Below are 25,961 nucleotides of genomic sequence, written 5' to 3'. Positions count from 1 at the left end.
GCCGGCTCATGCCCGCGCCCCCCGCTCGTCCGAGGCCCGGTTGCCGGGCCGTACCTGCACATGGTCCGGCTCCAGGTCGAGCCGGACCCGCTCCTTCAGCGAGAGCGCGTCGACGAACGCGGCGGGCAGCTGCATCCGACCGTTGCGGTCCAGCACCGCGTACTCCTCGCTGACCAGTTCGGTGTTGCCGTCCGCGTCGATCCGCGCGGTCCGGCGTACCTCGGAGGCGGTCCGGCCGTCGCGGATCGCGACGGTCCGGCGGACCTGTGTGGCCACGGCGTGGTCGTGGGTGACGACCACGATGGTCACGCCCAGTTCCGCGTTGATGGTGCGCAGCGCCGCGAAGACCTCCGCGCCGGTCGCCTCGTCCAGCTCACCGGTCGGCTCGTCGGCGAAGAGCACCTCCGGGTCGTTGGCCACCGCCACCGCCACCGCGACCCGTTGCTGTTCGCCGCCGCTGAGCTGCCCCGGGCGCCGGTCTGCGCAGTAGCCCACACCGACCAGGTCGAGCAGTTCCCGGGCCCGCTCCCGGCGGGCCTTGCCGCTGCGCTTGCCGGCCAACTGCATCGGCAGCTCGACGTTCTCCAGCGCGCTGAGGTACGGCAGCAGGTTGCGGCCGGTCTGCTGCCAGACGAACCCGACCAACTGCCGGCGGTAGCTCAGCCGTCGCTTCGCGGAGAGCGAGAGCAGGTCGTAGTCGGCCACCCGGGCGATCCCGGCGGTCGGGGTGTCCAGGCCGGAGAGGATGTTGAGCAGGGTCGACTTGCCCGAACCGGAGGCACCGACGATCGCCACCAGCTCACCCCGGTCGATGACCAGGTCGAGCCCCTGCAGGGCGACCACCTCCACCCCCTCGGTCTTGAAGATGCGCACCAGGCCGTCGCAGACGATGTGCCCGCGTAGGCGGTCCTGCCCGCCGGCCCGCTCGGCGGCGCGTTGCGCTGCCCGCTGTTGCAGGGCGGCCAGGTCAGGCACCAGTGGAGTCTGGGCGGTAGCGGTCATCTCAGCTCTCCTCTCCGAGCCGAAGCACCTCTCCGAGGCGCAACCGGCGGTTGTTCAGGGCTTCGACGGCGACCGCGAAGCCGAGGGCGACCGCCCCGAGCGCGAGCACCGCGGCGACCAGGCTGGGCTCGAAAGCCACCCGGACCGGCACGCCACTGGTGAACGCGGACAGGCCGAGCACCGGGTTGAGCAGCAGGGGCAGCACCGCACCGACCAGCGCGCCGGTCAGCACCGACACCGCGACCAGCGGGGTCAACTCGACCAGCAGCAGCCCTCGCCACTGCCGGCGGGACAGGCCGAGGGTGCGCAGCCGGGACAGCACCTGGCCCCGGGCCCGCGCGCCGGCCAACACGGTGAACGCGATGGCCAACAGCCCGAGCACTGTGCCCCCGGCGGCGCCGGCCACGAATCCGAAGGCCAGCACCCCGTTCGCCCCGCCCTCGCCGAGATCCCGGCGGACGTCCGCCCGGGTGTCGACGGTGACCCCGATGATCCGTTCCCGACCGGTGACAGTGCCGTCCCGCTGGTAGCGCTCCTGCCCCTGGTCGCCGGCGACGCGCAGCGCCTCGGCGTCCAGCGAGTCCCCGGCGATCAGCAGGCTGGTCGGCACGGGTGTGGTGGTACGCGTCGGCAGGGCCTGCCAGGGCAGGATCACGAACCGGCTGGCGTTCGCCGCCAGCATCGGGAAACCGTCCTCCGTGCCGGCCACCCGGAACTCGTACCGCTGGCCCTGCACGGAGATGAAGGCGGAGTCGTCCAGCCCGGCCTTGGCCAGGTCGGCGGCGACCGCCGGTGAGACGATCGCCGGCAGCGGCAACGGGCCGGGCCCGGCGGTGCGCAGCGCGGCCGGAATCGACAGGTCCACCTGGGAATCGCGGGCCACCTTGTCCAACCCCGGGCCGTCGACCAGCAGCACGTCCGTCTGCCCGATGAAGGCGTCGGTGCCGACAGCGTCGGACGCCAACCGCTCATCGTCCTCGTACAACACCCGGGTGACGGCCCGGACCCCCGGCAGACGGCCCAGCTCGTCGATGGTGTCGGGTGCGAAGCGCTCCCCGCGGATCACCGCGTCGGCGGGCACGATTTGCGCGGCGGCCCGTTCCCGGCTCGCGTCGACGCCGGCGGCCACGACCGCGCAGAACGCCGCGGTGCCGATCGCCAGCACCACCACGACCAGCGGGGCGGCGACCGCCGCGCGGCCGGCGCGGGCCGTGCCGAGGAAGGCCACGCTGCCCCGGGTCCGCGCGGCAAGCCGGCTGACCAGCAACAACGGCCAGGGGTACGCGCGCAGCGCCAGCACCGCCGCCGCGACCGCGAGGAGCACCGGCACCGACACGAGCAGCGGGTCCACCTCGCCGAGGGTCAGGCCACGCCGACGCAGCAGCACCGCGGCGAGCCCGGCCAGGAGCAGCAGGGAGACCTCGACGGTGAGCCGACGGGCCGACGGCCGCACCCGGATCAGGTCCCGGCGCCCCGCTCCGCCGGCCGGTACGGCCAGCGTCGCCAACGGCAGTGCCAGCGTGACCAGCACGGTCACGCCGACGACGTACGGCGTGGTCGGGTCCGGGGCACCGGGGAACAGGGTGCCCAGCCACCAGCCCAGCACGGCGGCGACCGGCACCACCAGTACCGACTCGGCGAGGCTACGCCGGGCGCCGGCGGTGGCCCCGCCGCCCCGGGCGCGCAACAGCGCGAACTCCGAGCGACGTCGTCTGATGGCGAGGCTGGCCGCGAGCACGATGAGCCCCGCCAGGGTGGCCAGGACGCCAGCCGCGATCACCGCGAGCAGGGTCCGGACGGCGTCCATCTGGGCGGCGAACGCGCGCAACGGAACGTCGGCGCCCTGGGTCAGGGTGATCCCCGCCGGCTGGTTGCGCTGCATCACCTGAAGGCCGTCGATCATCTTGTCCAGCTCGCGGGCGTCGATCCGGTCGACGCCCAGTCGGTACCGCCAGTTGGACTGGATCGGCCAGCCCTCCGCGGCCCGCTTGTTGAGGGGCGACTGCGCGACGACGCCGACGATGACGAACGGCTGGCCGTCACCCTGCGGTTCGATGATCCGCAGCAGCTGTGGGAGCCCGTCCCAGATGCCGTTGGCGCGGTCGACGGGGCGGAACAGCCCGGTCACCACCAGCGGCACACCGTTGATGAGTCTGCCCTTGTCATCGGTATTGCCGATGCGCAGTTGGCTGCCGGCGCGCAGGTTGAGCTTGCGGGCCACGTCGACGTCGAGCGCCACCTCGATCGGCCGGTCGGGAACGTAGGTCTCGCTCGGCCACGCCCCCTCGACGAGGGTGCTGGCGCCCTGTATGTCGGGCATGGCCCGCAGGCCCATGTCGACCAGCAGGTTGCGGGCCGCCAGGTCCGGTCCGACCACGCGGGCCTCGGCGGTCTCGACGCTGTACCACCGCTCGGTCACAGCCGTTCGCACCGGCGGCGGCATCTCCGCGGCCAGGGCGTCGAACCGTTCGGCGGCGTCGCCCATCGCCGTCCGCCGCGACGTCGCGGGCTCAAGGCTGGTGGTGTACGAGATGTCCCGGCGGGCGGCCGGCTCGCTGTTGAGTTGTGCTCGCAGCCCCTGTTCGGCGAGCCGGTTGACCAGCCGGGGCACTCCACTGATCAGCAGCGTGACCACCAGGGTCAGCACCGCCAGCAGCAGGAACTGCCCCCCGTACGCCCGGACCCGCCGGACGGCCGCCCCGACGCTCATCGTTCTCCCCCGATTCGCAGCTGTACCGCCGCCACCCGCTGACGGATGCCGGTGGCGATGAACGCGCTGAAGGCGAGCGCCGCCAGCAGCAGACCGACAGCGGTCAGACCGATCGGCACCCAGGGCAGCACGAACGCCGCCGGGGGTGTCGGCCGGCCGGCGGCCGGGGTGAGGATGACCAGTGGGGCCATCGTCGCGCCGACCGCGGTGCCGAGTAACAGCCCGACGCCCACGCCGATGCCGGCGAGGAACGTCTGTTCGGCCAGCAGCGCCCGGGCCATCAGCCGGGGCGTGGCGCCGAGGGTGTGCAGGACCGCGAACTCGCCGAGCCGACGCCGGGCGGTGGCCCACACGTCCACCATCAGGCCGACGAGGGCGAGCAGCACCGCGCCGAGCGCGGCGGCCAGCATGCCGGTACGCGAGCCGCGCCAATACGGGTCGTCGGCGGCCGCCTCGATGGCCGCCTCCCGGTTGAGCACTGTGACGCCCGGGAGCGCGCTGACAGCCTGGGCGGCGGCGTTCGCGTCGGCGGCGCCGACCCACCATTCCGGTACGGGTCGCACCGCGCCGCTGCTCCGGATCATCGCGTCGACAGCGGCCGGCAGGTCCAGCAGGACGCCTTCGCCGGTGGTGGCCGGCACGGCGTCCAGCTCGCCGACCAGGTGCACCGGCAGCGTCGCCCCGGACAGGGTCAGGTCGACGGTGTCGCCGACGCGCAGGCTCAGCGCGTTGCGGACCCCGGAGGTCATCAACACCGGTACGGGCTTGTTGTCTCCGCCCGCCACGACAGCGAACCGGGTGGGCGGCTGGTACGCGAACTGCCCGCCGGGAATCACCTCCACGGCGTGGACCGCCGCGAACCCGGCCCCGGTGGTCTGCACCGGCGTGGACTTCACGCCGGGGGCCGTCAGCGCCCAGTCGCCGCTCAGCTCGGCGGGTCGGGTCGTGCCGTCGCCGTTGACCACCGCCAACCCGTCCAACTGGAGTCGGTAGGCGTTGCCGGCCGCCAGCCCGCCGTCGGCTTCGAACCCGGCCAGCCGCAGTCGCGCACCGCCCAGGTCGGGCAGTTGTACGGAGAACCGGGTGGCCCGGCCGTCACCGTCGGCGTTGGCCGCCGGCAGCCGCAGGGCAAGCCCGTCGGGGGTGGTGACCAGCAGCGTCACCGCGACCTTCAGCGACCGGGCGGCGTTGCTCACCGGGGTACGGACCGTGCCGGTGATCTCACGCGCCCCGGCGGGCAGTTCGACACCGGCGGGGGCCCCGCGCTCATCGATCATGCGCTGGTACTGCTCCGACGCCGATCCGTCGCCGAGGCGGTCGGCGAGCCGGACGACGCCCGGGGCGCTGGCCGGGTCGACACCGATCACGGTCGCCGGCAGGTTCTCCCGTCCGACCCGGATCTCGTCGCGCCACGCCGGCAGTACCCGGTCCACGCTCGGCAGCGCGGCGAGTTCACCGGCCCGGTTCGGGGGGGCGCCTCCGGTCCGTTCGGTCACCCGGAGGTCGGCGCCGACAGTGTGGCCGGCCTGCTCGACCTGGGACCGCTCGCCGGTGCTGATCAGCGACCAGGCCAGGGTGCTGCCGCCGACGGCGAGGGCGAGCAGCAGCACCGGGCCGGCGTGGGGACGCCGGCCGGCCTGCCACATGCCGAACATGGTGGCGGTCCAGGGACGTCGGTCGACGAACCGCTCCGCGAACCGGGTGAGCGGCGGGAGCACCCGCAACGCCAGTACGGCACCGGCCAGCACGCCGAGCGTCGGGGCGGCGACCAGCAGCGGGTCGAGCCCGAGCTGACCACCCGAGCCGGCCAGCGGGGAGGCGTACCGGCGTAGCTGCACCCAGGCGAGCACGGCGAGCGCCACGAGCACCAGGTCGACGCTGGCACGTTGGACGCTCGCGGCCCGGTTCGGCCGGGATCGGGCCGCCATGTCGGCGACGTACGTCCCGGCGCCACGCAGCGTCGGAAGGACCATGGCGACGAGGCAGCCGGCCGCGGTGGCCGCTGCCGCCGCCCAGACCAGTGTGGTGTTGCCTCCGGCGGTGTAGAGGTCACCCGACCCGCCGGGTCGGATGTACCGCAGCGCCTCACCGGCGATCAGTGGACCGAGCACGGCGGCCGGGGCGACCACCAGGGTCGCCTCACGGGCGGCCAGGCCGGCCAACTGCCGACGGGCGGCGCCGCGGGCGCGCAGCAGCGCGGTCTGTGGGCGGCGGTCCTCGTGCAGCAGCGCGGCGACCAGCACCAGCGCGTACCCGGCGAGCACCAGGATGAGCAGCAGCGGGGTGGCCAGCGACGAGCGACCCACCAGGTCGGCGCGGCCGATGCGGTCCAGCAACTGCGGCATCTTGGTCGCCGTCTGCCCGGAGCTGCCCAGTTGGGCGGCCTCGGGCACGGCCGTGACCGCCTCGGTGAGGGCTTTCCGAACGGCGGGCAGGTCGGCGGTGTCGACGGCGCCGAGGTCCGGTTGGGCCAGCCAGGACGCCGACACCGAGCCCGGGAAGGTGGCCGCGAAGTCGGCCGGGTCGAGCGTGAACGGCCCGTACGAGGTGCCGGAACCGGCGCTGCCCGTCCCCACGCCGGGGGCCAGCAGCCAGTACGCGTCCGCCGGGTCGCGGGGCCGCCAGGTGCCGGCGAGCACCAGTTCCCCGCGTCGTTCGGTGGCCCGGTCGCGCACCGGGACGCGTTCGCCGACGGTCAGGCCGAGGGTGCCGGCGACCCGCTCGGGCAGGCTCACCTGGACGGGGTTCGCTCCGGGGGCGGGCCAGGCTCCGCTGGTCAGCTCCGCGTGGCTGGCGAGGTCGGTGAACGTGGCGAGGTTCGCGAAGACCGGTTCGTCGGCCGTACGCGGGATCTGCCCGAGGTCGCCGGTCAGTTCCCGGCCGGTGCCGTAGCGGGCGGCGGTGACACTGACCGGGACGCCGCCGAGCCCGGTGGCGAACTCGGCTCGGACCGCCTTGTCCCGGGTTGCGAACTCGGCCGCGTCCCGCCCACCCGAACCACTGACCAGAAGGCCGCGCTCCTCGGCGGGCGAGGCGGCGACCAGTGCGCGCTGCCCGGCGTCCACCGCCCGACGGTTGTAGTCGGACAGCCCAGTGACCAACGCGACGGCGACGAGGGCAGCGATCACCGCCGCGACCAGCAACCCTCGCGCCTCGCGGGCCCGCCTCCACACCAGCTTCATCCGACGCCTCCCCTGGCCCTGGCGGGCCGACGACCATCAAGACAGGCCACCTACCGGGAAAGGTTCGCGCCCGTTACATGATCGTTATTACGGGAGGGGTCAGCTCGGGCCGGCCAGCGCGCCTGGGCGGCTAACTGCCGCCGCGGAGGTTGCGGATGCCGAACACCACAGCGCCGAGTACGAGCACGACGCCCAGGAGTTGAAGGCCCGGCGAGTCGTCGGCCTCCCCGTGCACGATTCCGGCGACGCCGAGGGCGACCACGAGAACGGCGACGACGGTCAGGACGTACTTCATGGGGTTTCCTCCTCGACCCACTCCAGCAGGTCTCCGGGTTGGCAGTCGAGCACTCGGCACATCGCTTCGAGGGTGCTGAAGCGGACCGCCTTGGCGCGGCCGTTCTTCAGCACCGCCACGTTGGCGGGGGTGAGCCCGACGCGCTCGGCGAACTCGCCGACGCTCATCTTGCGCTTGGCCAACTCCACGTCGATGCGGACGACGATGGGCATCAGATCACCGCTTCCATGTCGGTCCGCAGGGTGGTGGCCTGCCGCAACAGCGCCCGCATCACCACCATGAGGAGCCCCAGCACGCTGACTCCCACCGTCAGCAGGAACAGCAACAGCGGCAGCCCCGGGTCGTCCGCGTTGAACCCCACGTAGAGGAAGACACCCACGAGCACCACCCACGCGGCGGCGATGGCCCACACGATCGCGTCCACCCACCTCAGGGACGCTTCGGTGAAGATGCGGTCACTCTTGACCAGGCTGAGCAACTTCCAGGTCGCGACGATGACGACCTGGACGCACAGCACCCAGAACACCGCCACGACGGTGGCCGGCCACCGGAGGTAGGCGTCCTGCGGCGATTCCGCGGCCATGTGGGCGAACTGTCCGGGCAGGGAGAAGGTCTGAAACAGGACCAGGACCCCGAACAGCACCACGAGGAAAACTCTGAGAGCGGCAACCGCTCGATGCTCCGTAACCATGCATCGAGTTTCGCTCGTTAGCTATCGAAAGTCAATCGGTCACCGGGACGTTGGCGCCCGCTCACGACGACGTCGGCCCGGGTGCCGGCCTTGCCTTCTGGGGATGGAACGTCTCGTGACGGGCCAGCATGGCGACGAATTCGCCGATCTTGCGCTCGCGGGTCTCCGCCCGCTTGACGGCATTGAGGCGATGGATGAGAGCGAACCGGTTGGCCTTGGTGAGCACGTCGAGCATGGCCTGGGCGGCGGGCTCGGCGGCGATGGCGGCGAGCAGGTCGGCCGGCACCTCCGCCTCCGACGGCGGGGCGTAGGCGGCCGCCCACCGCCCGTCCGCCTTCGCGGCGTCCACGGCGGCACGGCCGGCCGGCAACATCCGCCCCTGCTCCTCCAGCCGGGCCACGTGCCCGACGTTGCGCTGGGACCAGGAACTGCGGGGCCGACGCGGGGTGAACCGGATCCAGGACGACTCCTCATCCCGCTTGCGCGCCTGCCCGTCGATCCAGCCGACGCACAGACCCTCGTCGACCGCCTGTTGCCAGGTCAGCGTCGTGACCGTGCCACCCTTCCTGGTCAGGGCGAGCCAGACGCCGGGCGACGTGGCGTGGTTGGCCGACAACCACGCGCGCAGGGCGTCGGCGTCCGCGACGATCAACTCATCCAGCTCGGTGCTCGCCATGACGGCAGGCTAACCGCTGGCGCCGACACCGCGGCTCCGCTGGTCGGCCCGGGCCAGACCGACGCGTCGACACGTTCCGCCGAATGCTGTTCGCGATCATCGGCACGGCGGTGGACCCGGGGTCGTGCCTGTGATGCTCGGCGAGCACAGATGGCTCGGCGCTCAGGCGCTCTCGTCGCCAGGGGTGCGCTTGGCTCGGCTCGGCTGCACCCGCTTGGGTTCGCCGGGCATCTTCGGGTGGTCCGGCGGGTACGGCAGGTCGCCCTGGCCGGCGGCGGCGTCCCGCTCGGCCCACTCCAACAGCGGGGTGATGTCCCACGGTGCGTCGTCGATGCCGGCGTGCGGATCACCTCGCTCGGCGAGCCGGGCCGGCACGGTGCGCAGGTCGAAGTCGTCCGGGTCGACGTCGGGTAGCTCGTCCCAGGTGACCGGGGTCGAGACGGTGGCCCGCGCGTTGGCCCGCAGCGAGTACGCGCAGGCGATGGTGCGGTCCCGCGCCATCTGGTTGAAGTCGACGAAGACCCGGCGGCCGCGCTCCTCCTTCCACCAGGCGGTGGTGACCAGGTCGGGGTTGCGGCGCTCCACCTCCCGGGCCAGCGCGATGGTGGCCCGGCGCACCTCGGTGAACGTCCAGCGGGGTTGGATGCGCAGGTAGACGTGCACACCCCGGCCGCCGGAGGTCTTCGGCCAGCCGGTCGCGCCCAGCTCGTCGAGGAGCGCGCGGACCTGGCCGGCGGCCCGCGCGGCGTCGGCGAAGTCGGTGCCGGGCTGCGGGTCCAGGTCGATGCGCAGCTCGTCGGGGCGGTCGACGTCGGCGGCCCGCACGGGCCACGGGTGGAAGACGATGGTGCCCATCTGCGCCGCCCAGGCCACGTGCGCCAGATCGGTCGGGCAGAGCTCGGCCGCGTTCCGACCGCTCGGGAAGGTGATCTGCGCGGTCGTCACCCAGGGCGGCACCCCCCGGGTGGGCACCCGCTTCTGGAAGAACGCCTCGCCTTCGACGCCCTCGGGGAAGCGTTGCAGGGTGGTCGGTCGGTCCCGCAGGGCGCGCATGATCCCGTCGCCCACCGCGAGGTAGTAGTGGAAGACGTCCGCCTTGGTGAACCCCCGCTGCGGGAAGATCACCCGATCCGGACTGCTCAGCCGGACGGTGTGCCCGGCCACCTCGACCTCTGCGGCCGCAGCCTTGGTGCCACCCATCCCGCGACCTTATGCCACGCCCCCGACGTTCGACGTACCGTTGACGGGTGAGTCTTGACGACAACGAGCTGCCCCGTACCGACGAAGAGTGGCGGGTCCGACTGACCCCCGAGGAGTTCCACGTTCTACGGGAGGCCGGCACCGAACGCCCATGGACGGGCGAGTACGTGGACACGAAGACCCAGGGGGTCTACCACTGTCGCGCCTGCGGGCTGGAGCTGTTCTCCAGCGACACGAAATTCGACTCGCACTGCGGCTGGCCGAGCTTCGACGACGCCATCCCGGGCCGGGTCAAGGAAATCGAGGACCGCACCCTCGGCATGGCCCGTACGGAGATCCGCTGCGCCCGCTGCGACAGTCACCTCGGGCACGTCTTCCACGGCGAGGGCTTCACGCCCAAGGACACCCGGCACTGCGTCAACTCGGTCTCCATCAAGCTGGAACCCCGCTGACCCGCGTGACGGCGTGACAGTGCTCAGGGCGTACCCGTACCCCTGAGCAACTCGACCTCGGCGGTCCGGGACTGTTCGATCCGCCGGGCCAGGTCGCGGACCCGCTCGTTGCGGCCGACGCCGACGTGGGATCGGGCCAGGTCGGCGGCCGATCGCTGGTGGTCGGCGAGCACGTCGCGCAGCACTCGGTCGACGTCCGCGTCCGGCGCGGTCCGCAGCCGGTCGAGCGCGGCGTCGTCGCCGTGCCCGTCGTGGTGTGCGGCCGCGCTGGCACCCGGCCCGGTCGTGGGCAACCAGCCGCGCATGGCGGCCAGTTCGTCGGCCTCGGTCGCCTCGACGGCGGCGGCCAGGGTGCGCAGCGCGTCGTCGCGCACCCGGTCCCGGGCCAGCCGGACGATCTGCAGGGTGCGTTCGCTGTGCCCGACCATGGTGCTCAGGAACACCACGTCGATCCCGCTCATCGCGTCCGCCTCGGTCGCGGACCCGACGCCCCCGGAGCCGGCCGCCGCGTCCCCGGCCGCCGCCGAGCCGGCCGGGGACGCGGGGGCCGGCTGCGGCAGGGCCGACGGGGTCGACGTGGGCGGTCCGGCGCAGGCTCCGGTGAGCAGCAGGGCCGCAACGAGGGACGCCAGCGGGGTACGGCGGGACATGCCGGTTGCTCCGTTCACGCGAGGGCGGCGACACGGGTGCGACCAGGAGGCCGCACCCGTGCGGTCAGACCTGGAGCCAGAGCGCCGGCACGTTCGGCGGCTCCCAGCCCGGGATCGCGGTGTGCGCCTGCCGGCAGCGGTACGTCGCTCCGCCGTAGGTGACCTGGTCGCCGACCTGGTACGCCCGGCCCGTCGTCCAGCTGCCGCCCGGCGCGGGCGGAGTGGTCGGCGTGGTGGTCGGGGTGGGCCGTGGGGTGGGTGAGGTGGTGGGGGTGGGCGTCGGGTTCGATCCTCCGCCGCCGATCTGCACGTCGACGCAGGAGTAGAAGGCGTTCGCCGTGTCGGAGATGTTCCACACCGCGAGGATCTTCTGCCGGCCGGAGAAGCCGCCGAGATTGACGTTGTGCGACACGGTGGCGCCCGGCTGCTGGCCGTTGCCGTTGACGACGCCGACCCGGGTGTTGCCGATCCAGTACTCCCAGTTGCTGGTGGCGTGCCGGGCGGTGTTCACCCAGGTGAAGGTCAGCGAGCTGCCCACCGAGGTGGCCGGCCAGCCCCGACCGTCGTCGTTGAGGACGGCGAACTGGGCGATTCCGGCGTTGCAGCTGCGCAGGCCCTTGGGCCCTTCGACGCTCTGCGGCTCGTACTTGATCTGCCCGCAGTCGGGCACCCGGCCCTGCGCGCAGAGCGCCTGCCGGCTCGGTGGGGCGGAGACGTAGCCGTGCGCCTGCGCGGGGGCGGCGACGGTGAGGGTGGCGGCGACGGCGCCCGCCGCCACCAGCGGGACGGTGATTCTTCGACGCATGGGGGCAGCTCCTTCTCCAGGTCCGGTGAGGTGCCCCCAAGGTAATTTAAACATTGTTAACAGTAAAGACTCTCATCGATAAATCCATCGATGGCGGCAGTTTTCTTCTCAGAGCCGGAGCAGGCTGCCCCGGTCGTCGACCTGGTCGGCCGACTCGTCGTCCAACCAGACGCCGCCGGCGCCGAGGTACCGGAACCGGTACTCCCCCGGCGGCAGCTTCACTGTCACCGTCCTGGTGCCGTCGCGACGGGCCACCAACTCGTGTCGACCCGGCTGCCAGCCGTTGAAGGAGCCGACGACGCTCACCGGGCCGGGCGGGACGTCGCGGGGCAGACAGAAGGTGACCCGGGTCTGGTTGCCGAAGAGCCTGTTGCGCTTGATCACGGTGATCCTCCGGGGGTTGCGGCGGTTCACCAGGCATAACGGGCAACACGCCGACGCCGACACGCCGCCACCGTGGCCAGACATCGACGTTCCGCTCCCACGTCGAGGCCATCTGAGGGATTCTGTAAGCACTTGTCCATATAACGGAGGGTTTTCGGTGGCAACCTGCGAGGTCTGCGGCAACGACTACTGGATGGCGTTCGAGGTGCACACCGTCAGCGGCGATGTGCACACCTTCGACTCGTTCGAGTGCGCGATCCAGCGCATGGCACCGATCTGCGAGCACTGCCAGGTCAAGATCGTCGGGCACGGCGTCGAGGTCAACGGCCGCTTCTTCTGCTGCGCGCACTGCGCCCGCGCTGTCGAGGGCGCGGTGGGCGCCGAGATCCGCGACGCCGTCGGCGCCCGCCCGGCCTGACCGCGCCCGCCCGGCCGCCGCCACCTACCTCGCACCCGACCGGGCGAACCCCAGGTGAACCCGCCCGACCTACCATCGGTGGATGCCCCAGCAGACCACCGAGCTCCGGACGGCCTCCTTCGCCGACCTGAACGCCCGCACCCTCCACGACCTGCTCAAACTGCGCATCGACGTGTTCGTGGTGGAACAGAACTGCCCGTACCCGGAGCTGGACGGGCGGGACGTCGAGCCGGGCACCCGGCACGTCTGGCTCACCGACGGCGGCGCGCCGCTTGCGTACCTGCGGATTCTGGCCGACCCGGACGGTGTCGCCCGGATCGGTCGGGTCGTGGTGGCCCCGACGGCGCGCGGCGGCGGACACGCCGGCCGGCTGATGACAGCGGCGCTCGAGGTGGTGGGCAACCGGCCGTGCGTGCTGGACGCCCAGTCGCACCTGGTCGCGTTCTACACCCGGCACGGCTTCACGGTCAGCGGCCCCGAGTACGTCGAGGACGGCATCCCGCACACCCCGATGCGGCGCAAAGCCATTGACGGCTGACGATCGAACTGGCATCGTGCCCGGGTAGAGCCATCGCGGGAGCCAGCGATCAGGCACGGGAGTGGGCACTCCCGGCGATCCGGGTGTCGACGTCCGACCTCATCCCCCCGGGGGCTCCATGTCCACTCTCACCCGATCACCACGCGTGCTCTGGCTGTTCGCCATCGTGGCGACCACCACGCTCCTTTTGACGACCGCAGTGACCACCATGCGGGCCGATCCCGCCTCTGCGCACGGTTCGGTCGTCGACCCGGCCTCGCGTAACTACGGCTGCTGGCAACGTTGGGGCAGCGACTTCCAGAACCCGCGGATGGCCACCGAGGACCCGATGTGCTGGCAGGCCTGGCAGGCCGACCCCGCCGCCATGTGGAACTGGAACGGCCTGTACCGCGAGGGTGTGGGAGGCAACCACCAGGCCGCCGTCCCCGACGGCCAACTCTGCAGCGGCGGACGCACCCAGAGCCCGCGCTACAACGCGCTGGACACCATCGGCGCCTGGAAGACCACAGCGGTGTCGAACAACTTCCGGCTCCGCTTCGTCGACCAGGCCCGTCACGGCGCCGACTACATCCGGGTGTACGTGACCAAGCAGGGCTTCAACGCCGCCACCCAACCACTCGGCTGGGGCAACCTGGAGTTGGCGGGACAGATCGGCAACACCCCCGCCTCCCAGTGGAGCCCGGACCCCAGTGGTGTCTCGATCCAGATCCCGGTGAGCGCGCCGGGCCGCACCGGACGGCACATCGTCTACACCGTCTGGCAGGCCAGCCACCTGGACCAGTCGTACTACCTGTGCAGCGACGTCGACTTCGGCGGCGGGTCGACCACCCCACCCACCGATCCCCCGCCGACGACCCCGCCGCCCACCACTCCCCCGCCGACCACCCCGCCGCCGGCCGGTGCCTGCACGGCTACGTACCAGGTGACCGGTCAGTGGTCCGGCGGCTTCCAGGCCGACGTGAAGGTGACCGCGGGTGGCTCACCCACCCAGGGCTGGTCGGTGAGCTGGAACTACGGCAACGGCCAGCGGGTCACCTCGTCGTGGAACGCGACGGTCAGCACCAACGGCACGCTGGTCACCGCACGTAACACCAACAACAACGGCACCCTTGCCGCCGGAGCGAGCACCACGTTCGGTTTCCTCGGCTCGTGGAACGGCAGCAACCCGGTTCCGCTGGTCTCCTGTACGACGACCAGTTGATCCCCGTCCGGCGCCGCACCCGGGCGGGGGTGCGGCGCCGGCCGGCGGGGGTCAGACCAGGCAATTGACGATCTCGGCCACCGAACGGCGGCGGCCGGTGTAGAACGGGACCTCTTCGCGGACGTGCCGGCGGGCGCCGGAGGCGCGCAGGTCCCGCATCAGGTCGACGATCCGGTGCAGCTCGTCGGCCTCGAAGGCGAGCATCCACTCGTAGTCGCCGAGCGCGAACGAGGCGACAGTGTTGGCCCGCACGTCCGGGTAGCCGCGGGCCATCTTGCCGTGCTCGGCCAGCATCTCGCGCCGCTCGGCGTCGGGCAGCAGGTACCACTCGTAGGAGCGGACGAACGGGTACACACAGATGTAGGGGCGAGCCTCCTCACCGGCCAGGAACGCCGGGATGTGGCTCTTGTTGAACTCCGCCGGCCGGTGCAGCGCCATCTGCGACCACACCGGGGTCAGCGCCCGCCCCAGGGTGGTGCGGCGGAACCGCAGGTAAGCGTCCTGGAGCGCGTCGGGGGACGCGGAGTGCCACCAGATCATCACGTCCGCGTCGGCGCGCAGCCCGGAGACGTCGTACACGCCCCGGACCACCACGTCCTTGCCGGCCAGCTCGTCGAAGAGGGACACCACCTCGCCGGTGACGTTGTCCCGCAGCGACGGCAGCGGGGAGCTGGCCCGGAACACCGACCACATGGTGTAGCGGATGCTGTCGTTCAGCTCCCGCAACCGGGCCGCGTTGGTCTGCTCGGTCATCTCGCCGATCCTCCCAGTGCTGTGATGATCTCTTCGGCCGCCGTCTCGCCGGAACGGACGCAGACCGGGATGCCGACGCCGTCGTAGCCGGCGCCGGCGAGGACCAGTGTGGGGTGCGCGGCCCGCAGCGCCGTCCGCGCGGCGTCGAGCCGGTCTGCGTGCCCCGGCGCGTACTGCGGCAGCGCACCGCCCCACCGCTGCACGTGCCCGTCGACCGGGGCGGGCAGCGGGGTGCCGAGCACCGCCGACAACTCCCGGTGCACGGTGGCCGCCAGGTCCGCGTCGGGGCGCTGAAGGTGCGTCTCCTCGCCGTACCTGCCCACCGAGGCGCGCACCAGCGCCAACCCGTCCGGCCGGCGCAGGTGCCCCCACTTGGTGGTGAAGAAGGTCGCCGCCTTGATCAGCAGGCCCTCGGTGCTCGGCACCAGGAAGCCGGACAGCTCGGGCAGTCGCGGGTGCGGCAACGCCATGGTGACCAGCGCGACGCTCGCGTAGTCCAGCGCGCCGACGCCCGCCGCCACCGCCGGCGCGGGGCCGGCGAGCAGACGCGCCGCCGGTCGCGCCGGCACCGCCAGCACCACGGCGTCCACGTCCACCATCGACGACTCCAGCTCGGCGCGTCTGGCGCCGCGCCGCGACCTGGAGCCGTCGTCAGGGTCACGGGTCGGGCCGACGGTGAGCCGCCAACCCGTGTCGGTCGCTGTCAACTCGCGCACTGCGGCGTCCCGCCGTACCGTCGCGCCGCTGGCCGTCACGGCCGCCTCGACCAGGGTGCTGAGCCCACCGACGAGGGTGCCGAAGACCGGGGCGCCGGGCGCACGCGGCGCGGCGGCCTGCGCGGCCCGGACCGCGCCGACCAGGGTGTGCTCCACCCGGGCCGTGCGGGCCAGCGCCGGCATCGTCGTGACCAGTGAGAGATCGTCGGCGCGGCCCGCGTACACGCCGCCCAGCATCGGGTCGACCAGCCGCTCGACCACCTCGTTGCCGAAGCGGGACCGGACCAGCGCGCCCACCGAGACGTCCGCGTCCGGCCCGACCAGCGGCCGACCACCGTCGGTGTCGGCGTCCGCGGCCGGGCGGGCGACAGTGGCCACCCGATCCAGATCCCCGGGTACGCCCACCAGGGTGCCGCCCGGGATGGGGCGCAGCCCCCCGTCGATGACCAGCGCGGCCTGCCCCACAGTGGGGTGCACGATCTTCTCGGCCAATCCGAGCCGGCGGGCCAACGCCACCGCCGCGCTCTCGGCGCCGGTCGGGTCGCGCATCAGGAACGACTCCGCGCCGAACTCGACCGGCTGACCAGCCAGCTCCCTGGTGCGCAGCTTCCCGCCCAGCACGCCGGACTGCTCGTACACAGTGATCTCGGTGCCGGCCGGCGCGCGGTCGCGCAGGCGGACCGCGGCGGCCAGACCGGCGATCCCACCGCCGACCACCGCCACCCGCCAGGGCCGCCGCATTCCCGGTCAGCCCTGGTCGGCTCGGCGGCTGGACAGCTCGTGCACCAGCGCGACCACCCGGGTCAGCACCTCCGGGTCGGTCTCCGGCAGCACCCCGTGGCCGAGGTTGAACACGTGCCCGGGAGCCGCCCGGCCCTGCTCCAGGATGCGGCGCACCTCGGCCTCGACGACCGGCCACGGCGCGAGCAGCACGCACGGGTCCAGGTTGCCCTGCACCGCCTTGTCCGCGCCGATCCGGCCGGTGGCCACGTCCAGTGGCGTACGCCAGTCGACGCCGACCACGTCGGCCCCGGCCTCGCCCATCGCGCCGAGCAGCTCGGCGGTGCCCACCCCGAAGTGGATCCGGGGCACCCCGGCATGCGACGGCTCCGGCTCGGCGCGTCCGTCGCCGCGCCCCGACCCGGAGCGATCGTCGACCAGCCCACTCAGCACGGCTGTCGAGTGCGGCAACACGAAACGGCGGTAGTCGGCCTCGGAGAGCGCGCCGGCCCACGAGTCGAACAGTTGCACGGCGGAGACGCCGGCCTCGATCTGCACCCGCAGGAAGGCCAAGGTCACCTCGGCCAGCCGGGCGCAGAGCGCGTGCCACAGCTCCGGGTCGCCGTACATCAGGGCCTTGGTCTTCGCGTGGGTGCGCGACGGCCCGCCCTCGACCAGGTAGCTGGCCAGCGTGAACGGCGCGCCGGCGAAACCGATCAGCGGGGTGTCGCCCAACTCGACCACCAACTGCCGGACGGCCTCGTCCACGTACGAGACGTCGTCGCGGGTGATCTGGCGGATCCGTTCCACGTCGGCGGCGGTGCGGATCGGCTCGGCCACCACCGGGCCGGTGCCCGGCACGATGTCCAGGTCGATCCCGGCCGCGGCGACGGGCACCACGATGTCGCTGAACAGGATCGCCGCGTCCACGCCGTGCCGGCGCACCGGCTGGAGGGTGATCTCGGTGACCAGATCCGGGCGGCGGCAGGACTCCAGCATCGGCACGCTCGCCCGGATCTCCCGGTACTCCGGGAGGGAACGGCCGGCCTGGCGCATGAACCAGACCGGGGTGTGCGGGACGGGCCGACGTCGGCAGGCCCTGATGAAGGGCGAGTCGGCCGGTCCGCCGGGGCGGGAATCTCCGTCTCGGGCGACAGTGCCCGTGGTGTCCGTGGTCATCGCCGCAATCGTGCCACGCCCGCCACCCCCAACCGGGTGGGGGTGAGAGGAAGGGCACCGTTCCTTACGCCCCGGTGCCCTTCGTGAGCGTCGGCGCGCCGTCGAAGCGGGCGACGGACGGCGGCATAGGCTGCCGACATGGCCCCCCCGATCGCGCTCCCGGAGACGTTCGCCCGCGCGGTCGCCGGGCTGCGGTCGGCCGCCCCGCGGCCGGAGATCACCCTGGAGGAGGTCGGCGCCCCCCAGCGGCTGGCCCCGTACGCGTTCGCGCTCGCCGCGACGGTGCTGCGCGACGACGACGAGGTGGCGACCGGCCGACTGATCCTGCTGCACAACCCGGTCGGGCACGAGGCGTGGCAGGGCACCCTGCGGCTGGTCACCTACGTGACCGCCGAGTTGGAGGTCGATCTGGCCGCCGACCCGCTGCTGCCCGGGGTCGGCTGGACGTGGCTGACCGACGCGTTGGACGCCCAGGACGCCGGTCACCGGGCGATCGGCGGAACGGTGACGCAGACCATGTCGACCCGGTTCGGCGATCTCGCCGGGCCACCGACAATCGGTGACATCGAGATCCGCGCGTCCTGGACGCCGATCGACGACGACCTGACCCCACACCTGCTCGGCTGGTGCGCGTTGCTCGCCTCGACCGCCGGCCTCCCCCCACCCGGCGTCACCGCCCTCTCCGACCGCCGCCCGGCCGGCGCAGCCTGACGTTCGGCCCTCGGGAGGACACTTTGCGGACACCTGATCGACACACGCCGGACCGGCTGCACCCGCCGGATCTCCGCGCGCACTAGGGTTGGCAGGTGACCGACGAACCACCCCTGCGCCGTCGGCCCACCGAAGAACTTCCGGGAAACGCACCCCAGCACCCGCCGTCGGCCCAGCCGCAGCCGGCGGGCGAGGGGGCCGACCCGGCCGACGGTGGGCCCGTTCCGCTGATCGCCCCGCGTGACGGCACCCCCGATCCGGTGGCCGCCCCGGCCGAGCTTGCCGAGGTCGTGGCCCGCTTCGCGGCGGGCACCGGCCCTGTCGCCCTGGACGCCGAACGGGCTTCCGGCTACCGCTACAGCCAACGCGCGTACCTGGTGCAACTGCGCCGGGCCGGTGCGGGCACGGCACTGATCGACCCGCTGCCCCTGCCCGACCTCAGCGCGCTGGACGCGGTGATCGGTGAGGCCGAGTGGGTCCTCCACGCGGCCAGCCAGGATCTGCCCTGCCTGGCGGAGGTGGGGTTGCGTCCACGCCGCTTGTTCGACACCGAGCTGGCGGCTCGGCTGGCCGGCTTCGAACGCGTCGGGCTGGCCGCGCTCACCGAGCAGCTGCTCGGGTTCACCCTGGAGAAGCACCACTCGGCGGCCGACTGGTCGAGCCGACCGCTGCCCGAGTCGTGGTTGACGTACGCCGCCCTCGACGTGGAGCTGCTCACCGACCTGCGCGACGCGCTCGACGCCGAGTTGACCCGGCAGGGCAAGTCGGCCTGGGCCGCGGAGGAGTTCGCCGCGCTGGTCCGCACCGGGGCACGCCCGCCCCGGGTTCGGGCGGAGCCGTGGCGGCGTACCTCGGGCATCCACCGGCTGCGGGGGGCGCGGGCGCAGGCCCGGGTCCGCTCGATGTGGTATGCCCGGGACCAGATCGCTTCCCGGCGGGACGCCGCTCCGGGTCGGGTGCTGCCCGACTCGGCGATCATCGCCGCGGCCGAGTTGGACCCGAAGGACGAGAAGACCCTGCTGACCCTGCCCGGTTTCGGTGGTCGGTCGGTCCGTCGGCTGGCCCGCACCTGGCTCGCCGCGCTCGACGACGCGCGGCAGCTGCCGGAGGATTCGCTGCCGGTTTCGCCGGCGGTGGAGGGCCCGCCCCCGCCGCACCGATGGGCCGAGCGGGACCCGGTGGCGGCCGGTCGGCTGGCCCGCTGCCGGGAGGTCGTGATCCGCATCGCCGGCGAGCACAACCTTCCGCCGGAAAACCTGATCACTCCGGATTCGGTCCGCCGGCTGGCCTGGACCCCGCCCGAGGAGATCACCGAGGAGTCGGTGGCGGAGACCCTGCGTGGCCTCAACGCCCGCGAGTGGCAGATCGGCCTCCTCACCCCCGACCTCACCGAAGCCCTGACCCCAAAAACCCCAACCCTCTCCTGATCCGCCCCTCCCGCTGTTGATCATGAAGTAATTGCCGCACGCACCGGCGTGTCTCGGCAATAACTTCATGATCGACCGTAGGCGGGTGTGGGGTGGGCCACAGGCGGGGGTGGGGACGGGGTTGGTTACTGGCGAGTAGCATCCGAGGGAACGTGCCCGTGTCGGCGACCCTTGTTCGGTCCGACGTGCCGCCCGGCGCGAAGGCCGAATCACGGTCGAATAGGAGGCTCAAGTGCCCCGTGAAGTTCGCGACGTCGTCTTCGTCGACGGCGTCCGTACCCCGTTCGGCAAGGCGGGTGGCATGTACGCCAACACCCGCGCCGACGACCTGGTGATCCGCTGCATCCGGGAACTGCTGCGTCGCAACCCGCAGCTGCCCCCGGAGCGGGTCGAGGAGGTCGCCATCGCGGCCACCACCCAGATCGGCGACCAGGGCCTCACCATCGGCCGCACCGCCGCCCTGCTGGCCGGGCTGCCCAAGACCGTTCCCGGCTTCGCCATCGACCGGATGTGCGCGGGGGCGATGACCGCGGTCACCACGGTGGCCAGCGGCATCGCCATGGGCGCGTACGACATCGCCATCGCCGGTGGCGTCGAGCACATGGGCCGCCACCCGATGGGTGAGGGCGTCGACCCCAACCCGCGCATCATCGCGGAGAAGCTGGTCGACCCGTCCGCGCTGGTGATGGGCTCCACCGCGGAGAACCTGCACGACCTGGTCCCGCACATCACCAAGGCACGCACCGACGCGTTCGCGCTCGCCTCGCAGCAGAAGACCGCCAAGGCGTACGCCAACGGCAAGCTCCAGGACGACCTGGTGCCGATGTCGATCCGCGACGCGGAGGGCGGGTGGGGTCTGGCCACTGTGGACGAGGCCCCGCGGGACACCTCGCTGGAGAAGCTGGCCACCCTGAAGACCCCGTTCCGCCCGCACGGCAAGGTCACCGCGGGTAACGCGGCCGGCCTGAACGACGGCGCCACAGCGAGTCTGCTGGCCGACGAGGCCACCGCCCGCGAGCTGGGCCTGCCGGTCGCCATGCGGCTGGTGTCGTTCGGCTTCGTCGGAGTCGAGCCGGAGGTGATGGGCGTCGGCCCGATCCCGTCGACGGAGAAGGCGCTGCGCCTCGCCGGGCTCAGCATCGACGACATCGGCCTGTTCGAGCTGAACGAGGCGTTCGCCGTGCAGGTGCTCGCCTTCCTCGACCACTTCGGCATCGCCGACGACGACGCGCGGGTCAACCCGTGGGGCGGTGCGATCGCCATCGGTCACCCGCTGGCCTCCTCCGGCGTACGGCTGATGACGCAGCTGGCCCGCCAGTTCGCCGAGCACCCCGAGGTCCGGTACGGCCTCACGGCGATGTGCATCGGCATCGGCATGGGCGGCACGGTCATCTGGGAGAACCCGCACTGGGAGGGTGGCAACAAGTGAAGGCACCGAACGAGGTCGTCACCCGGGCGCTGCTGCGCCAGGTGAACGTGCCGGGGCTGGACCGGCCCGCCGCCCTGATCACGCTGGACAACGGCTTCGACCACACCAAGCCGAACACCTTCGGCCCGGGTGGGTTGGCCAGCCTGGACGAGGCGATCACCGCCGCGCTCGCCGCCGACCCGGCGTTCATCGCGGTCACCGGCAAGCCGTACATCTTCTGTGTGGGCGCGGACATCGTGGGTCTGCCGCAGCTCGCCGACCGCGCGCAGGCGCTGGAGATCGGCCGGCTCGGCCACCGGGTCTTCGCCCGGCTCAAGGACAGCAGCGTTCCCACCTTCGCGTTCGTCAACGGCGCGGCGATGGGCGGTGGCCTGGAGCTGGCGCTGCACTGCCACTACCGGACGCTCTCCGGCGGTGCGGCGGCCCTCGCGCTGCCTGAGGTCTCCCTCGGTCTGGTGCCCGGCTGGGGCGGCACCCAGCTGCTGCCGAACCTGATCGGCATCCCCGCCGCGACCCAGGTGATCATCCAGAACCCGCTGATGCAGAACAAGATGCTCAAGCCGAAGCAGGCGGCCGAGCTGGGCATCGCGGACATCCTGCTGGAGCCGGCGGACTTCCTGGAGCGGTCCCTGGAGTGGGCTGCCGGCGTGGTCCGGGGTCAGGTCACAGTGACCCGACCCGAGGTCGACAAGGACATGTGGGCGGGCGTGCTCTACTTCGCCCGCGAGACGCTGAACCAGCGGCTGCACGGCGCGGTCCCGGCCGCGTACAAGGCGCTCGACCTGCTGGAGACGGCGAAGGACGGCGACTTCGCCGCCGGCACCGCCGCCGAGGACGAGGCCCTCGCGGACCTGGTCTTCTCCGAGGAGCTGCGCAGCGGCCTGTACGCGTTCGACCTGGTGCAGCGGCGGGCCAAGCGCCCGGCCGGCGCACCGGACAAGGGCCTGGCTCGCACAATTACCAAGGTCGGCATCGTCGGCGCGGGCCTGATGGCCAGCCAGCTGGCGCTGCTGTTCGCCCGCCGCCTCCAGGTGCCGGTGGTGATGACCGACCTCGACCAGTCCCGGGTGGACAAGGGCGTCGGCTACGTGCACACCCAGATCGAGAAGGCCGTCACCAAGGGCCGGATGGACAAGGGCACCGCCGCCAAGCTGTACGGCCTGGTCAGCGGCACTGTCGACAAGAGCGCCTTCGCCGACGCGGACTTCGTCATCGAGGCAGTCTTCGAGGACCTGGGCGTCAAGAAGCAGGTCTGGGCCGAGTTGGAGAAGATCGTCTCTCCGGAGGCGGTGCTCGCCACCAACACCAGCTCGCTGTCGATCACCGAGATGGCCGCCGAGTTGGAGCACCCGGAGCGGGTGGTCGGCTTCCACTTCTTCAACCCGGTGGCGGTGCTGCCGCTGCTGGAGATCGTCCGGGGCGAGCGCACCGACGACGTCACCCTGGCGACCGCGTTCGCCGTGGGCAAGCAGCTCAAGAAGTCGAGCGTGCTGGTCAAGGACGCTCCGGCGTTCGTGGTGAACCGGCTGCTCACCCGCTTCCTGGGCACCGTCTTCGCCGCCGTCGACGCGGGGACTCCGCTGGACGTGGCGAACAGCGCACTGGACCCACTGGGCCTGCCGATGCGTCCGCTCGCCCTGCTCCAGTTGGTCGGGCCGGCCGTCGCGTACCACGTGGGCGGCACCCTGCACGCCGTGTACCCGGACCGGTTCTCCGTCAGCGAGAACCTCAGGCGGATCGCCGACTCGGGCCAGCCGCTCGTGGTCGACGACCAGGTCAACGAGGAGGTCGCCAAGCTGCTCGTGGTCGGTGACCAGCCGCTGACCGCCGAGCAGGTACGCCAGAACGCCCTCGACGCGCTCGCGCAGGAGATCCGGCTGATGCTGGACGAGGGTGTGGTCGCCGAGGCACAGGACATCGACCTGTGCATGATCCTGGGCGCCGGCTGGCCGTTCCACCTGGGCGGCGTCACGCCGTACCTGGACCGGACCGGCACCTCCGAGCGGGTCACCGGTCAGCGGTTCCTGCCGCGCGGCGCGGCGAGCCTGCCGGCCTGAGAAAAGCGCAGTACCACCGTCGCGGTGGTCGGGCCGTCCCTCGTGGACGGGCCGGCCACCGCGACCGTTTGTGATCGGTCGATCGCCGGGTGGGGCTCTCCGCAGGGACAACGGCGGGCTCCGCACCGGGTTAGGATCACGCGTTTTGCACACCCATCTTGGAGCTGACTGATGTCCCAGCCGCCGGCCAATCCCTACGGCCCGCCGCACGATTCCCCCGACCCGTCGCAGCAGCCGGGCCAGCAGCCTGGCGGTTGGCCGCCGCCGCAGCAGCAGGGACAGCCGCAGCAGCCCGGTGGTTTCCCACCCGCGCAGCCGGGCTTCCCACCCGCGCAGCCGGGCTTCCCACCCGCGCAGCCGGGCTTCCCACCGGCACAACCGGGTCAGCCGTACGGTGACCCGAACCTGGCCGGCGGCCCTCCGCCGGCGAAGAAGTCGAACGTCGGCAAGATCGTGCTGATCGTGTTGGCCGTGGTGCTGGTGCTCTGCGTCGGCGGCGCGGCGATCACCTGGCTCGTCGTCAAGGACGACGTGGGTGCCGTGGTGGACGCCAGCAAGACCCGGGTGGTCGCGCCGGCCACCCTCGCCGACCGGCCGAAGCTCACCAACCCGGAACTCCTGACGGCCGCCGAGCAGGCGGTCGCCGGGATGAAGACGGCGGCGGGGAACGAGACCAGCACGGTCGCCGCCTTCTACGGCGACCCGACCAAGCAGGACCTCGTCATGATCGCGGGCGTGTCCGGGCTGCTGTCGGACCCGAAGAAGGAGCTCGACGCCTATGTGGACGGGCTGTCCAAGCAGCTGACTGTGGACAAGATGACGGCCGTCGACGCCGGCCCGCTCGGCGGTGAGGCGCGCTGCGGCGACGGCAAGGCCGATACCGTGCCGCTGGGCATCTGCGTCTGGGCCGACCGGGGCAGCCTTGGCATGGTGGTGATGTACTTCAAGTCCGCCGACCAGGCGAAGGCCGAGTTCATCACGATCCGGGGCCAGGTCGAGCAGCAGTCCTGATCCGTACGCGACCGGGGCCCCGGCCACCCTCGGGTGGCCGGGGCCCCGCTGCTTTCCTGAGGCGCGTCGGACCAGCCGCCGCCGCTACGGCAGCCACCCCCTGAGGCCCGCAAATACTTTGCCCTTGCGCTAAGTGTCACCCGGGGTAACACTTAGCCTTATGGCACAGTATTCGGCGCAGCTCGACGGCGTGTTCGTCGCCCTCGCTGACCCGACCCGGCGCTGGGTCATCCGACGCCTCGGCCACGGTCCGACGAGCGTCGGCGACCTCGCCCGCGAATTTCCGATGACCCTTCCCTCGTTCATGAAGCACGTGCAGACGCTCGAATCGAACGGACTGATCCACACGACCAAGTCCGGCCGGGTGCGCACCTGCGTGCTCAACCGCGAGCGCCTCGCCGTCGTCGACGACTGGCTCGCGGAGCAGCGCCGGATCTGGGAAGAGCGCACGGATCGCCTGGAACGCCTCGTCACCGATCAGCAGGAGAACCAGCAATGAATCCCGACCTGGACCTGACCATGGCGCGGGTCATCCGCGCCCCTCGCGCCGCCGTGTGGAGCGCCTGGACCGACCCGTCCCGCTTCGAGAAGTGGTGGATACCGGCACCGGCCCTGTGCCGCGTCGATCGTTTGGACGTCCGGCCCGGTGGGGCGCTAGTGACCCGGCTGAGCGAGGACGGGGTGGAGTTCGTCCCGCACCTCGACGCGTGCTTCCTCGTCGTCGACGACCTGGAACGGATCGTGTTCACCAACGTGATCGACAGCGCCTGGCGGCCTGCACACCCAACCCCGGTCCCGATGACCGCGGAGATCACCATGAAGGACCATCCGGACGGCACGGACTACCGGATCATCGTCCGCCACGGTGATCCCGCCGCTCGTGACCTTCACGAGAAGATCGGCTTCGCGGACGGCTGGGGCTCGGTCACCGAACAACTCGCCGGGCTCGCCGAGAGCCAGGGGGCGCTGTGAAGATCGTCCTTACCGAGTTCGTCACTCTCGACGGCGTCAGCCAGGGGCCCGGCTCGCCGACCGAGGACACCAGCGGCGACTTCACCCGGGGCGGCTGGCTCGTGCCCTACCTGGACGAGGTCTTCGTCCGCCGGACCTCTGACTGGTTGGGTCTCGCCGACGGTCTGCTGCTCGGACGGCGGACCTACGAGGCGTTCGCTCGCGACTGGCCGCGGATCACCGACCCGGACGATCCGTTCACCGAACGGATGAACTCACTACCGAAGTACGTCGTGACCAACACCCTGGCGGAAGGTAGCTGGCACCCGACGACGGTGCTCCACGGCGACCCGCTCCACACCGTCGGGGAGCTCAAGGCACAGCCAGGACGGGAGCTCCAGATCCACGGCAGCGCACGACTTGGCAAGGCTCTGTTGTCAGCCGGCCTCGTCGACACACTCCGACTCGTCGTGGCCCCCACCGTGGCCGGTTCCGGGCGGCGGCTGCTCGACCATCCGAACGCATCCGTCGGCCTCCGGCTGGTTCATCACGAAGCGACGGCGAAGGGCCTGCTCCTGCTCGAGTACGAGCATGTCGGCGCCGCCCCGGTGGCGGAGTACGAGGGCGCGACGGCCTTCGTCTAGTCACCCGCGCCACGGCACGGCCCGGCCACGGCCTGAATCTCGCGGCCAGGTTCCGCCCCGGCAGCGCGGCACCGGGCCGGACTTGGTCGTGTGGATCAGTCCGTTCGATTCGAGCGTCTGCACGTGCTTCATGAACGAGGGAAGGGTCATCGGAAATTC

26 protein-coding genes are annotated in these 25,961 nt (G+C 72.2%); 12 read left to right on the top strand and 14 right to left on the bottom strand.

The features are described from left to right. Positions 1-6: 6 nt before the first annotated feature. The 8 genes from ABZ794_RS20705 to ligD all read right to left on the bottom strand — a co-directional run bounded on the left by ABZ794_RS20705 (position 7) and on the right by ligD (position 9,756). Positions 7-1,002: an ABC transporter ATP-binding protein gene (locus ABZ794_RS20705; protein WP_210783117.1), complete on the bottom strand. Its 996-nt coding sequence runs from the start codon at positions 1,000-1,002 to the stop codon at positions 7-9. 1 nt (position 1,003) lies between these two features. Next, positions 1,004-3,712: an FtsX-like permease family protein gene (locus tag ABZ794_RS20700; RefSeq protein WP_238690916.1), complete on the bottom strand. Its 2,709-nt coding sequence runs from the start codon at positions 3,710-3,712 to the stop codon at positions 1,004-1,006. Beyond that, the gene (locus tag ABZ794_RS20695; protein WP_357517020.1) at positions 3,709-6,894 is read right to left on the bottom strand and encodes an ABC transporter permease; all 3,186 of its coding nucleotides are present in this window, start codon (positions 6,892-6,894) and stop codon (positions 3,709-3,711) included. The genes ABZ794_RS20700 and ABZ794_RS20695 overlap by 4 nt, the downstream gene beginning before the upstream one ends. A gap of 130 nt (positions 6,895-7,024) precedes the next feature. Beyond that, positions 7,025-7,189: a hypothetical protein gene (locus ABZ794_RS20690; RefSeq protein WP_210787459.1), complete on the bottom strand. Its 165-nt coding sequence runs from the start codon at positions 7,187-7,189 to the stop codon at positions 7,025-7,027. Further along, positions 7,186-7,401: a helix-turn-helix transcriptional regulator gene (locus tag ABZ794_RS20685; RefSeq protein WP_030336216.1), complete on the bottom strand. Its 216-nt coding sequence runs from the start codon at positions 7,399-7,401 to the stop codon at positions 7,186-7,188. The genes ABZ794_RS20690 and ABZ794_RS20685 overlap by 4 nt, the downstream gene beginning before the upstream one ends. Further along, entirely contained in the window at positions 7,401-7,835 is a 435-nt protein-coding gene (locus ABZ794_RS20680) for a DUF2975 domain-containing protein (protein ID WP_238690914.1), read from the bottom strand. Before ABZ794_RS20680 ends, ABZ794_RS20685 begins: the two co-directional genes overlap by 1 nt. Before the next feature lie 106 nt (positions 7,836-7,941). Further along, complete coding sequence (locus ABZ794_RS20675) at positions 7,942-8,556, bottom strand: YdeI/OmpD-associated family protein (RefSeq protein WP_210787457.1); 615 nt, start codon at positions 8,554-8,556, stop codon at positions 7,942-7,944. Positions 8,557-8,718: 162 nt separating this feature from the next. After that, positions 8,719-9,756 carry a non-homologous end-joining DNA ligase gene (gene ligD / locus ABZ794_RS20670; protein ID WP_210787456.1) on the bottom strand — a complete coding sequence of 346 codons (1,038 nt, stop codon included), beginning with the start codon at positions 9,754-9,756 and terminating at the stop codon, positions 8,719-8,721. 47 nt (positions 9,757-9,803) lie between these two features. Between ligD and msrB the strand changes: the two genes are divergently transcribed. Next, positions 9,804-10,208, top strand: a complete 405-nt coding sequence (gene msrB / locus ABZ794_RS20665; RefSeq protein ID WP_091400676.1) for a peptide-methionine (R)-S-oxide reductase MsrB — start codon at positions 9,804-9,806, stop codon at positions 10,206-10,208. Positions 10,209-10,231: 23 nt separating this feature from the next. Here msrB and ABZ794_RS20660 read toward each other — a convergent pair whose 3' ends face one another. The 3 genes from ABZ794_RS20660 to ABZ794_RS20650 form a co-directional block, all read right to left on the bottom strand. Beyond that, complete coding sequence (locus tag ABZ794_RS20660) at positions 10,232-10,858, bottom strand: DUF305 domain-containing protein (RefSeq protein WP_210787455.1); 627 nt, start codon at positions 10,856-10,858, stop codon at positions 10,232-10,234. Positions 10,859-10,922: 64 nt separating this feature from the next. Further along, complete coding sequence (locus tag ABZ794_RS20655) at positions 10,923-11,663, bottom strand: lytic polysaccharide monooxygenase (RefSeq protein ID WP_238690912.1); 741 nt, start codon at positions 11,661-11,663, stop codon at positions 10,923-10,925. A gap of 108 nt (positions 11,664-11,771) precedes the next feature. Beyond that, a complete protein-coding gene (locus ABZ794_RS20650) occupies positions 11,772-12,047 on the bottom strand; it encodes an isoamylase early set domain-containing protein (protein ID WP_210787453.1) in 276 nt (91 codons plus the stop codon). A 157-nt stretch (positions 12,048-12,204) separates the two neighbouring features. Between ABZ794_RS20650 and ABZ794_RS20645 the strand changes: the two genes are divergently transcribed. The 3 genes from ABZ794_RS20645 to ABZ794_RS20635 all read left to right on the top strand — a co-directional run bounded on the left by ABZ794_RS20645 (position 12,205) and on the right by ABZ794_RS20635 (position 14,204). After that, the gene (locus ABZ794_RS20645; RefSeq protein ID WP_091400670.1) at positions 12,205-12,465 is read left to right on the top strand and encodes a Prokaryotic metallothionein; all 261 of its coding nucleotides are present in this window, start codon (positions 12,205-12,207) and stop codon (positions 12,463-12,465) included. Between the two features lie 82 nt (positions 12,466-12,547). Further along, a complete protein-coding gene (locus ABZ794_RS20640; RefSeq protein ID WP_210787452.1) occupies positions 12,548-13,003 on the top strand; it encodes a GNAT family N-acetyltransferase in 456 nt (151 codons plus the stop codon). A 118-nt stretch (positions 13,004-13,121) separates the two neighbouring features. Then, complete coding sequence (locus ABZ794_RS20635; protein WP_357517015.1) at positions 13,122-14,204, top strand: lytic polysaccharide monooxygenase; 1,083 nt, start codon at positions 13,122-13,124, stop codon at positions 14,202-14,204. A 51-nt stretch (positions 14,205-14,255) separates the two neighbouring features. Here ABZ794_RS20635 and hemQ read toward each other — a convergent pair whose 3' ends face one another. Genes hemQ through hemE form a run of 3 tightly spaced genes read right to left on the bottom strand, consistent with a single transcriptional unit; the run spans position 14,256 to position 17,572 of the window. Continuing rightward, positions 14,256-14,957: a hydrogen peroxide-dependent heme synthase gene (hemQ, locus tag ABZ794_RS20630; protein ID WP_196921722.1), complete on the bottom strand. Its 702-nt coding sequence runs from the start codon at positions 14,955-14,957 to the stop codon at positions 14,256-14,258. Beyond that, positions 14,954-16,414: a protoporphyrinogen oxidase gene (gene hemG, locus ABZ794_RS20625; protein ID WP_357517012.1), complete on the bottom strand. Its 1,461-nt coding sequence runs from the start codon at positions 16,412-16,414 to the stop codon at positions 14,954-14,956. The genes hemQ and hemG overlap by 4 nt, the downstream gene beginning before the upstream one ends. Before the next feature lie 6 nt (positions 16,415-16,420). After that, the gene (gene hemE, locus ABZ794_RS20620; RefSeq protein ID WP_238690910.1) at positions 16,421-17,572 is read right to left on the bottom strand and encodes a uroporphyrinogen decarboxylase; all 1,152 of its coding nucleotides are present in this window, start codon (positions 17,570-17,572) and stop codon (positions 16,421-16,423) included. A gap of 138 nt (positions 17,573-17,710) precedes the next feature. Here hemE and ABZ794_RS20615 point away from each other — a divergent pair, with 138 nt between their 5' ends. The 8 genes from ABZ794_RS20615 (at position 17,711) to ABZ794_RS20580 (ending at position 25,802) form a co-directional block, all read left to right on the top strand. Further along, positions 17,711-18,283 (top strand): DUF3000 domain-containing protein, encoded by a 573-nt coding sequence (locus ABZ794_RS20615; protein WP_091400652.1) that lies wholly within the window; start codon positions 17,711-17,713, stop codon positions 18,281-18,283. A gap of 95 nt (positions 18,284-18,378) precedes the next feature. Continuing rightward, on the top strand, positions 18,379-19,710 hold the full coding sequence (locus ABZ794_RS20610) for a ribonuclease D (RefSeq protein ID WP_210785188.1): 1,332 nt from the start codon (positions 18,379-18,381) through the stop codon (positions 19,708-19,710). A gap of 232 nt (positions 19,711-19,942) precedes the next feature. Further along, on the top strand, positions 19,943-21,139 hold the full coding sequence (locus ABZ794_RS20605; protein ID WP_091400648.1) for a thiolase family protein: 1,197 nt from the start codon (positions 19,943-19,945) through the stop codon (positions 21,137-21,139). Continuing rightward, a complete protein-coding gene (locus tag ABZ794_RS20600) occupies positions 21,136-23,196 on the top strand; it encodes a 3-hydroxyacyl-CoA dehydrogenase NAD-binding domain-containing protein (RefSeq protein ID WP_210785187.1) in 2,061 nt (686 codons plus the stop codon). The genes ABZ794_RS20605 and ABZ794_RS20600 overlap by 4 nt, the downstream gene beginning before the upstream one ends. Positions 23,197-23,367: 171 nt before the next feature. After that, complete coding sequence (locus ABZ794_RS20595; RefSeq protein ID WP_357517009.1) at positions 23,368-24,207, top strand: hypothetical protein; 840 nt, start codon at positions 23,368-23,370, stop codon at positions 24,205-24,207. 190 nt (positions 24,208-24,397) lie between these two features. Next, positions 24,398-24,706 (top strand): metalloregulator ArsR/SmtB family transcription factor, encoded by a 309-nt coding sequence (locus tag ABZ794_RS20590; RefSeq protein WP_238690907.1) that lies wholly within the window; start codon positions 24,398-24,400, stop codon positions 24,704-24,706. Further along, positions 24,703-25,179: an SRPBCC domain-containing protein gene (locus ABZ794_RS20585; RefSeq protein WP_210785185.1), complete on the top strand. Its 477-nt coding sequence runs from the start codon at positions 24,703-24,705 to the stop codon at positions 25,177-25,179. Before ABZ794_RS20590 ends, ABZ794_RS20585 begins: the two co-directional genes overlap by 4 nt. Further along, the gene (locus ABZ794_RS20580; protein WP_210785184.1) at positions 25,176-25,802 is read left to right on the top strand and encodes a dihydrofolate reductase family protein; all 627 of its coding nucleotides are present in this window, start codon (positions 25,176-25,178) and stop codon (positions 25,800-25,802) included. The genes ABZ794_RS20585 and ABZ794_RS20580 overlap by 4 nt, the downstream gene beginning before the upstream one ends. The last annotated feature ends 159 nt before the right edge of the window (positions 25,803-25,961 follow it).

Origin of the sequence: Micromonospora sp. NPDC047187, assembly GCF_040643355.1 — a bacterium.
In the GTDB taxonomy this organism is placed as follows: domain Bacteria; phylum Actinomycetota; class Actinomycetes; order Mycobacteriales; family Micromonosporaceae; genus Micromonospora; species Micromonospora salmantinae.
This window is presented reverse-complemented; position numbering and strand designations above follow the sequence as displayed.

Excerpts from the sequence above, each read along its gene's own strand:
- ABZ794_RS20705 (WP_210783117.1), bottom strand. The coding sequence starts at position 1,002 with ATGACCGCTACCGCCCAGACTCCACTGGTGCCTGACCTGGCCGCCCTG.
- ABZ794_RS20700 (WP_238690916.1), bottom strand. The coding sequence starts at position 3,712 with ATGAGCGTCGGGGCGGCCGTCCGGCGGGTCCGGGCGTACGGGGGGCAG.
- ABZ794_RS20695 (WP_357517020.1), bottom strand. The coding sequence starts at position 6,894 with ATGAAGCTGGTGTGGAGGCGGGCCCGCGAGGCGCGAGGGTTGCTGGTC.
- ABZ794_RS20690 (WP_210787459.1), bottom strand. The coding sequence starts at position 7,189 with ATGAAGTACGTCCTGACCGTCGTCGCCGTTCTCGTGGTCGCCCTCGGC.
- ABZ794_RS20685 (WP_030336216.1), bottom strand. The coding sequence starts at position 7,401 with ATGCCCATCGTCGTCCGCATCGACGTGGAGTTGGCCAAGCGCAAGATG.
- ABZ794_RS20675 (WP_210787457.1), bottom strand. The coding sequence starts at position 8,556 with ATGGCGAGCACCGAGCTGGATGAGTTGATCGTCGCGGACGCCGACGCC.
- ligD (WP_210787456.1), bottom strand. The coding sequence starts at position 9,756 with ATGGGTGGCACCAAGGCTGCGGCCGCAGAGGTCGAGGTGGCCGGGCAC.
- ABZ794_RS20660 (WP_210787455.1), bottom strand. The coding sequence starts at position 10,858 with ATGTCCCGCCGTACCCCGCTGGCGTCCCTCGTTGCGGCCCTGCTGCTC.
- ABZ794_RS20655 (WP_238690912.1), bottom strand. The coding sequence starts at position 11,663 with ATGCGTCGAAGAATCACCGTCCCGCTGGTGGCGGCGGGCGCCGTCGCC.
- ABZ794_RS20640 (WP_210787452.1), top strand. The coding sequence starts at position 12,548 with ATGCCCCAGCAGACCACCGAGCTCCGGACGGCCTCCTTCGCCGACCTG.
- ABZ794_RS20635 (WP_357517015.1), top strand. The coding sequence starts at position 13,122 with ATGTCCACTCTCACCCGATCACCACGCGTGCTCTGGCTGTTCGCCATC.
- hemQ (WP_196921722.1), bottom strand. The coding sequence starts at position 14,957 with ATGACCGAGCAGACCAACGCGGCCCGGTTGCGGGAGCTGAACGACAGC.
- hemG (WP_357517012.1), bottom strand. The coding sequence starts at position 16,414 with ATGCGGCGGCCCTGGCGGGTGGCGGTGGTCGGCGGTGGGATCGCCGGT.
- hemE (WP_238690910.1), bottom strand. The coding sequence starts at position 17,572 with ATGACCACGGACACCACGGGCACTGTCGCCCGAGACGGAGATTCCCGC.
- ABZ794_RS20615 (WP_091400652.1), top strand. The coding sequence starts at position 17,711 with ATGGCCCCCCCGATCGCGCTCCCGGAGACGTTCGCCCGCGCGGTCGCC.
- ABZ794_RS20595 (WP_357517009.1), top strand. The coding sequence starts at position 23,368 with ATGTCCCAGCCGCCGGCCAATCCCTACGGCCCGCCGCACGATTCCCCC.
- ABZ794_RS20585 (WP_210785185.1), top strand. The coding sequence starts at position 24,703 with ATGAATCCCGACCTGGACCTGACCATGGCGCGGGTCATCCGCGCCCCT.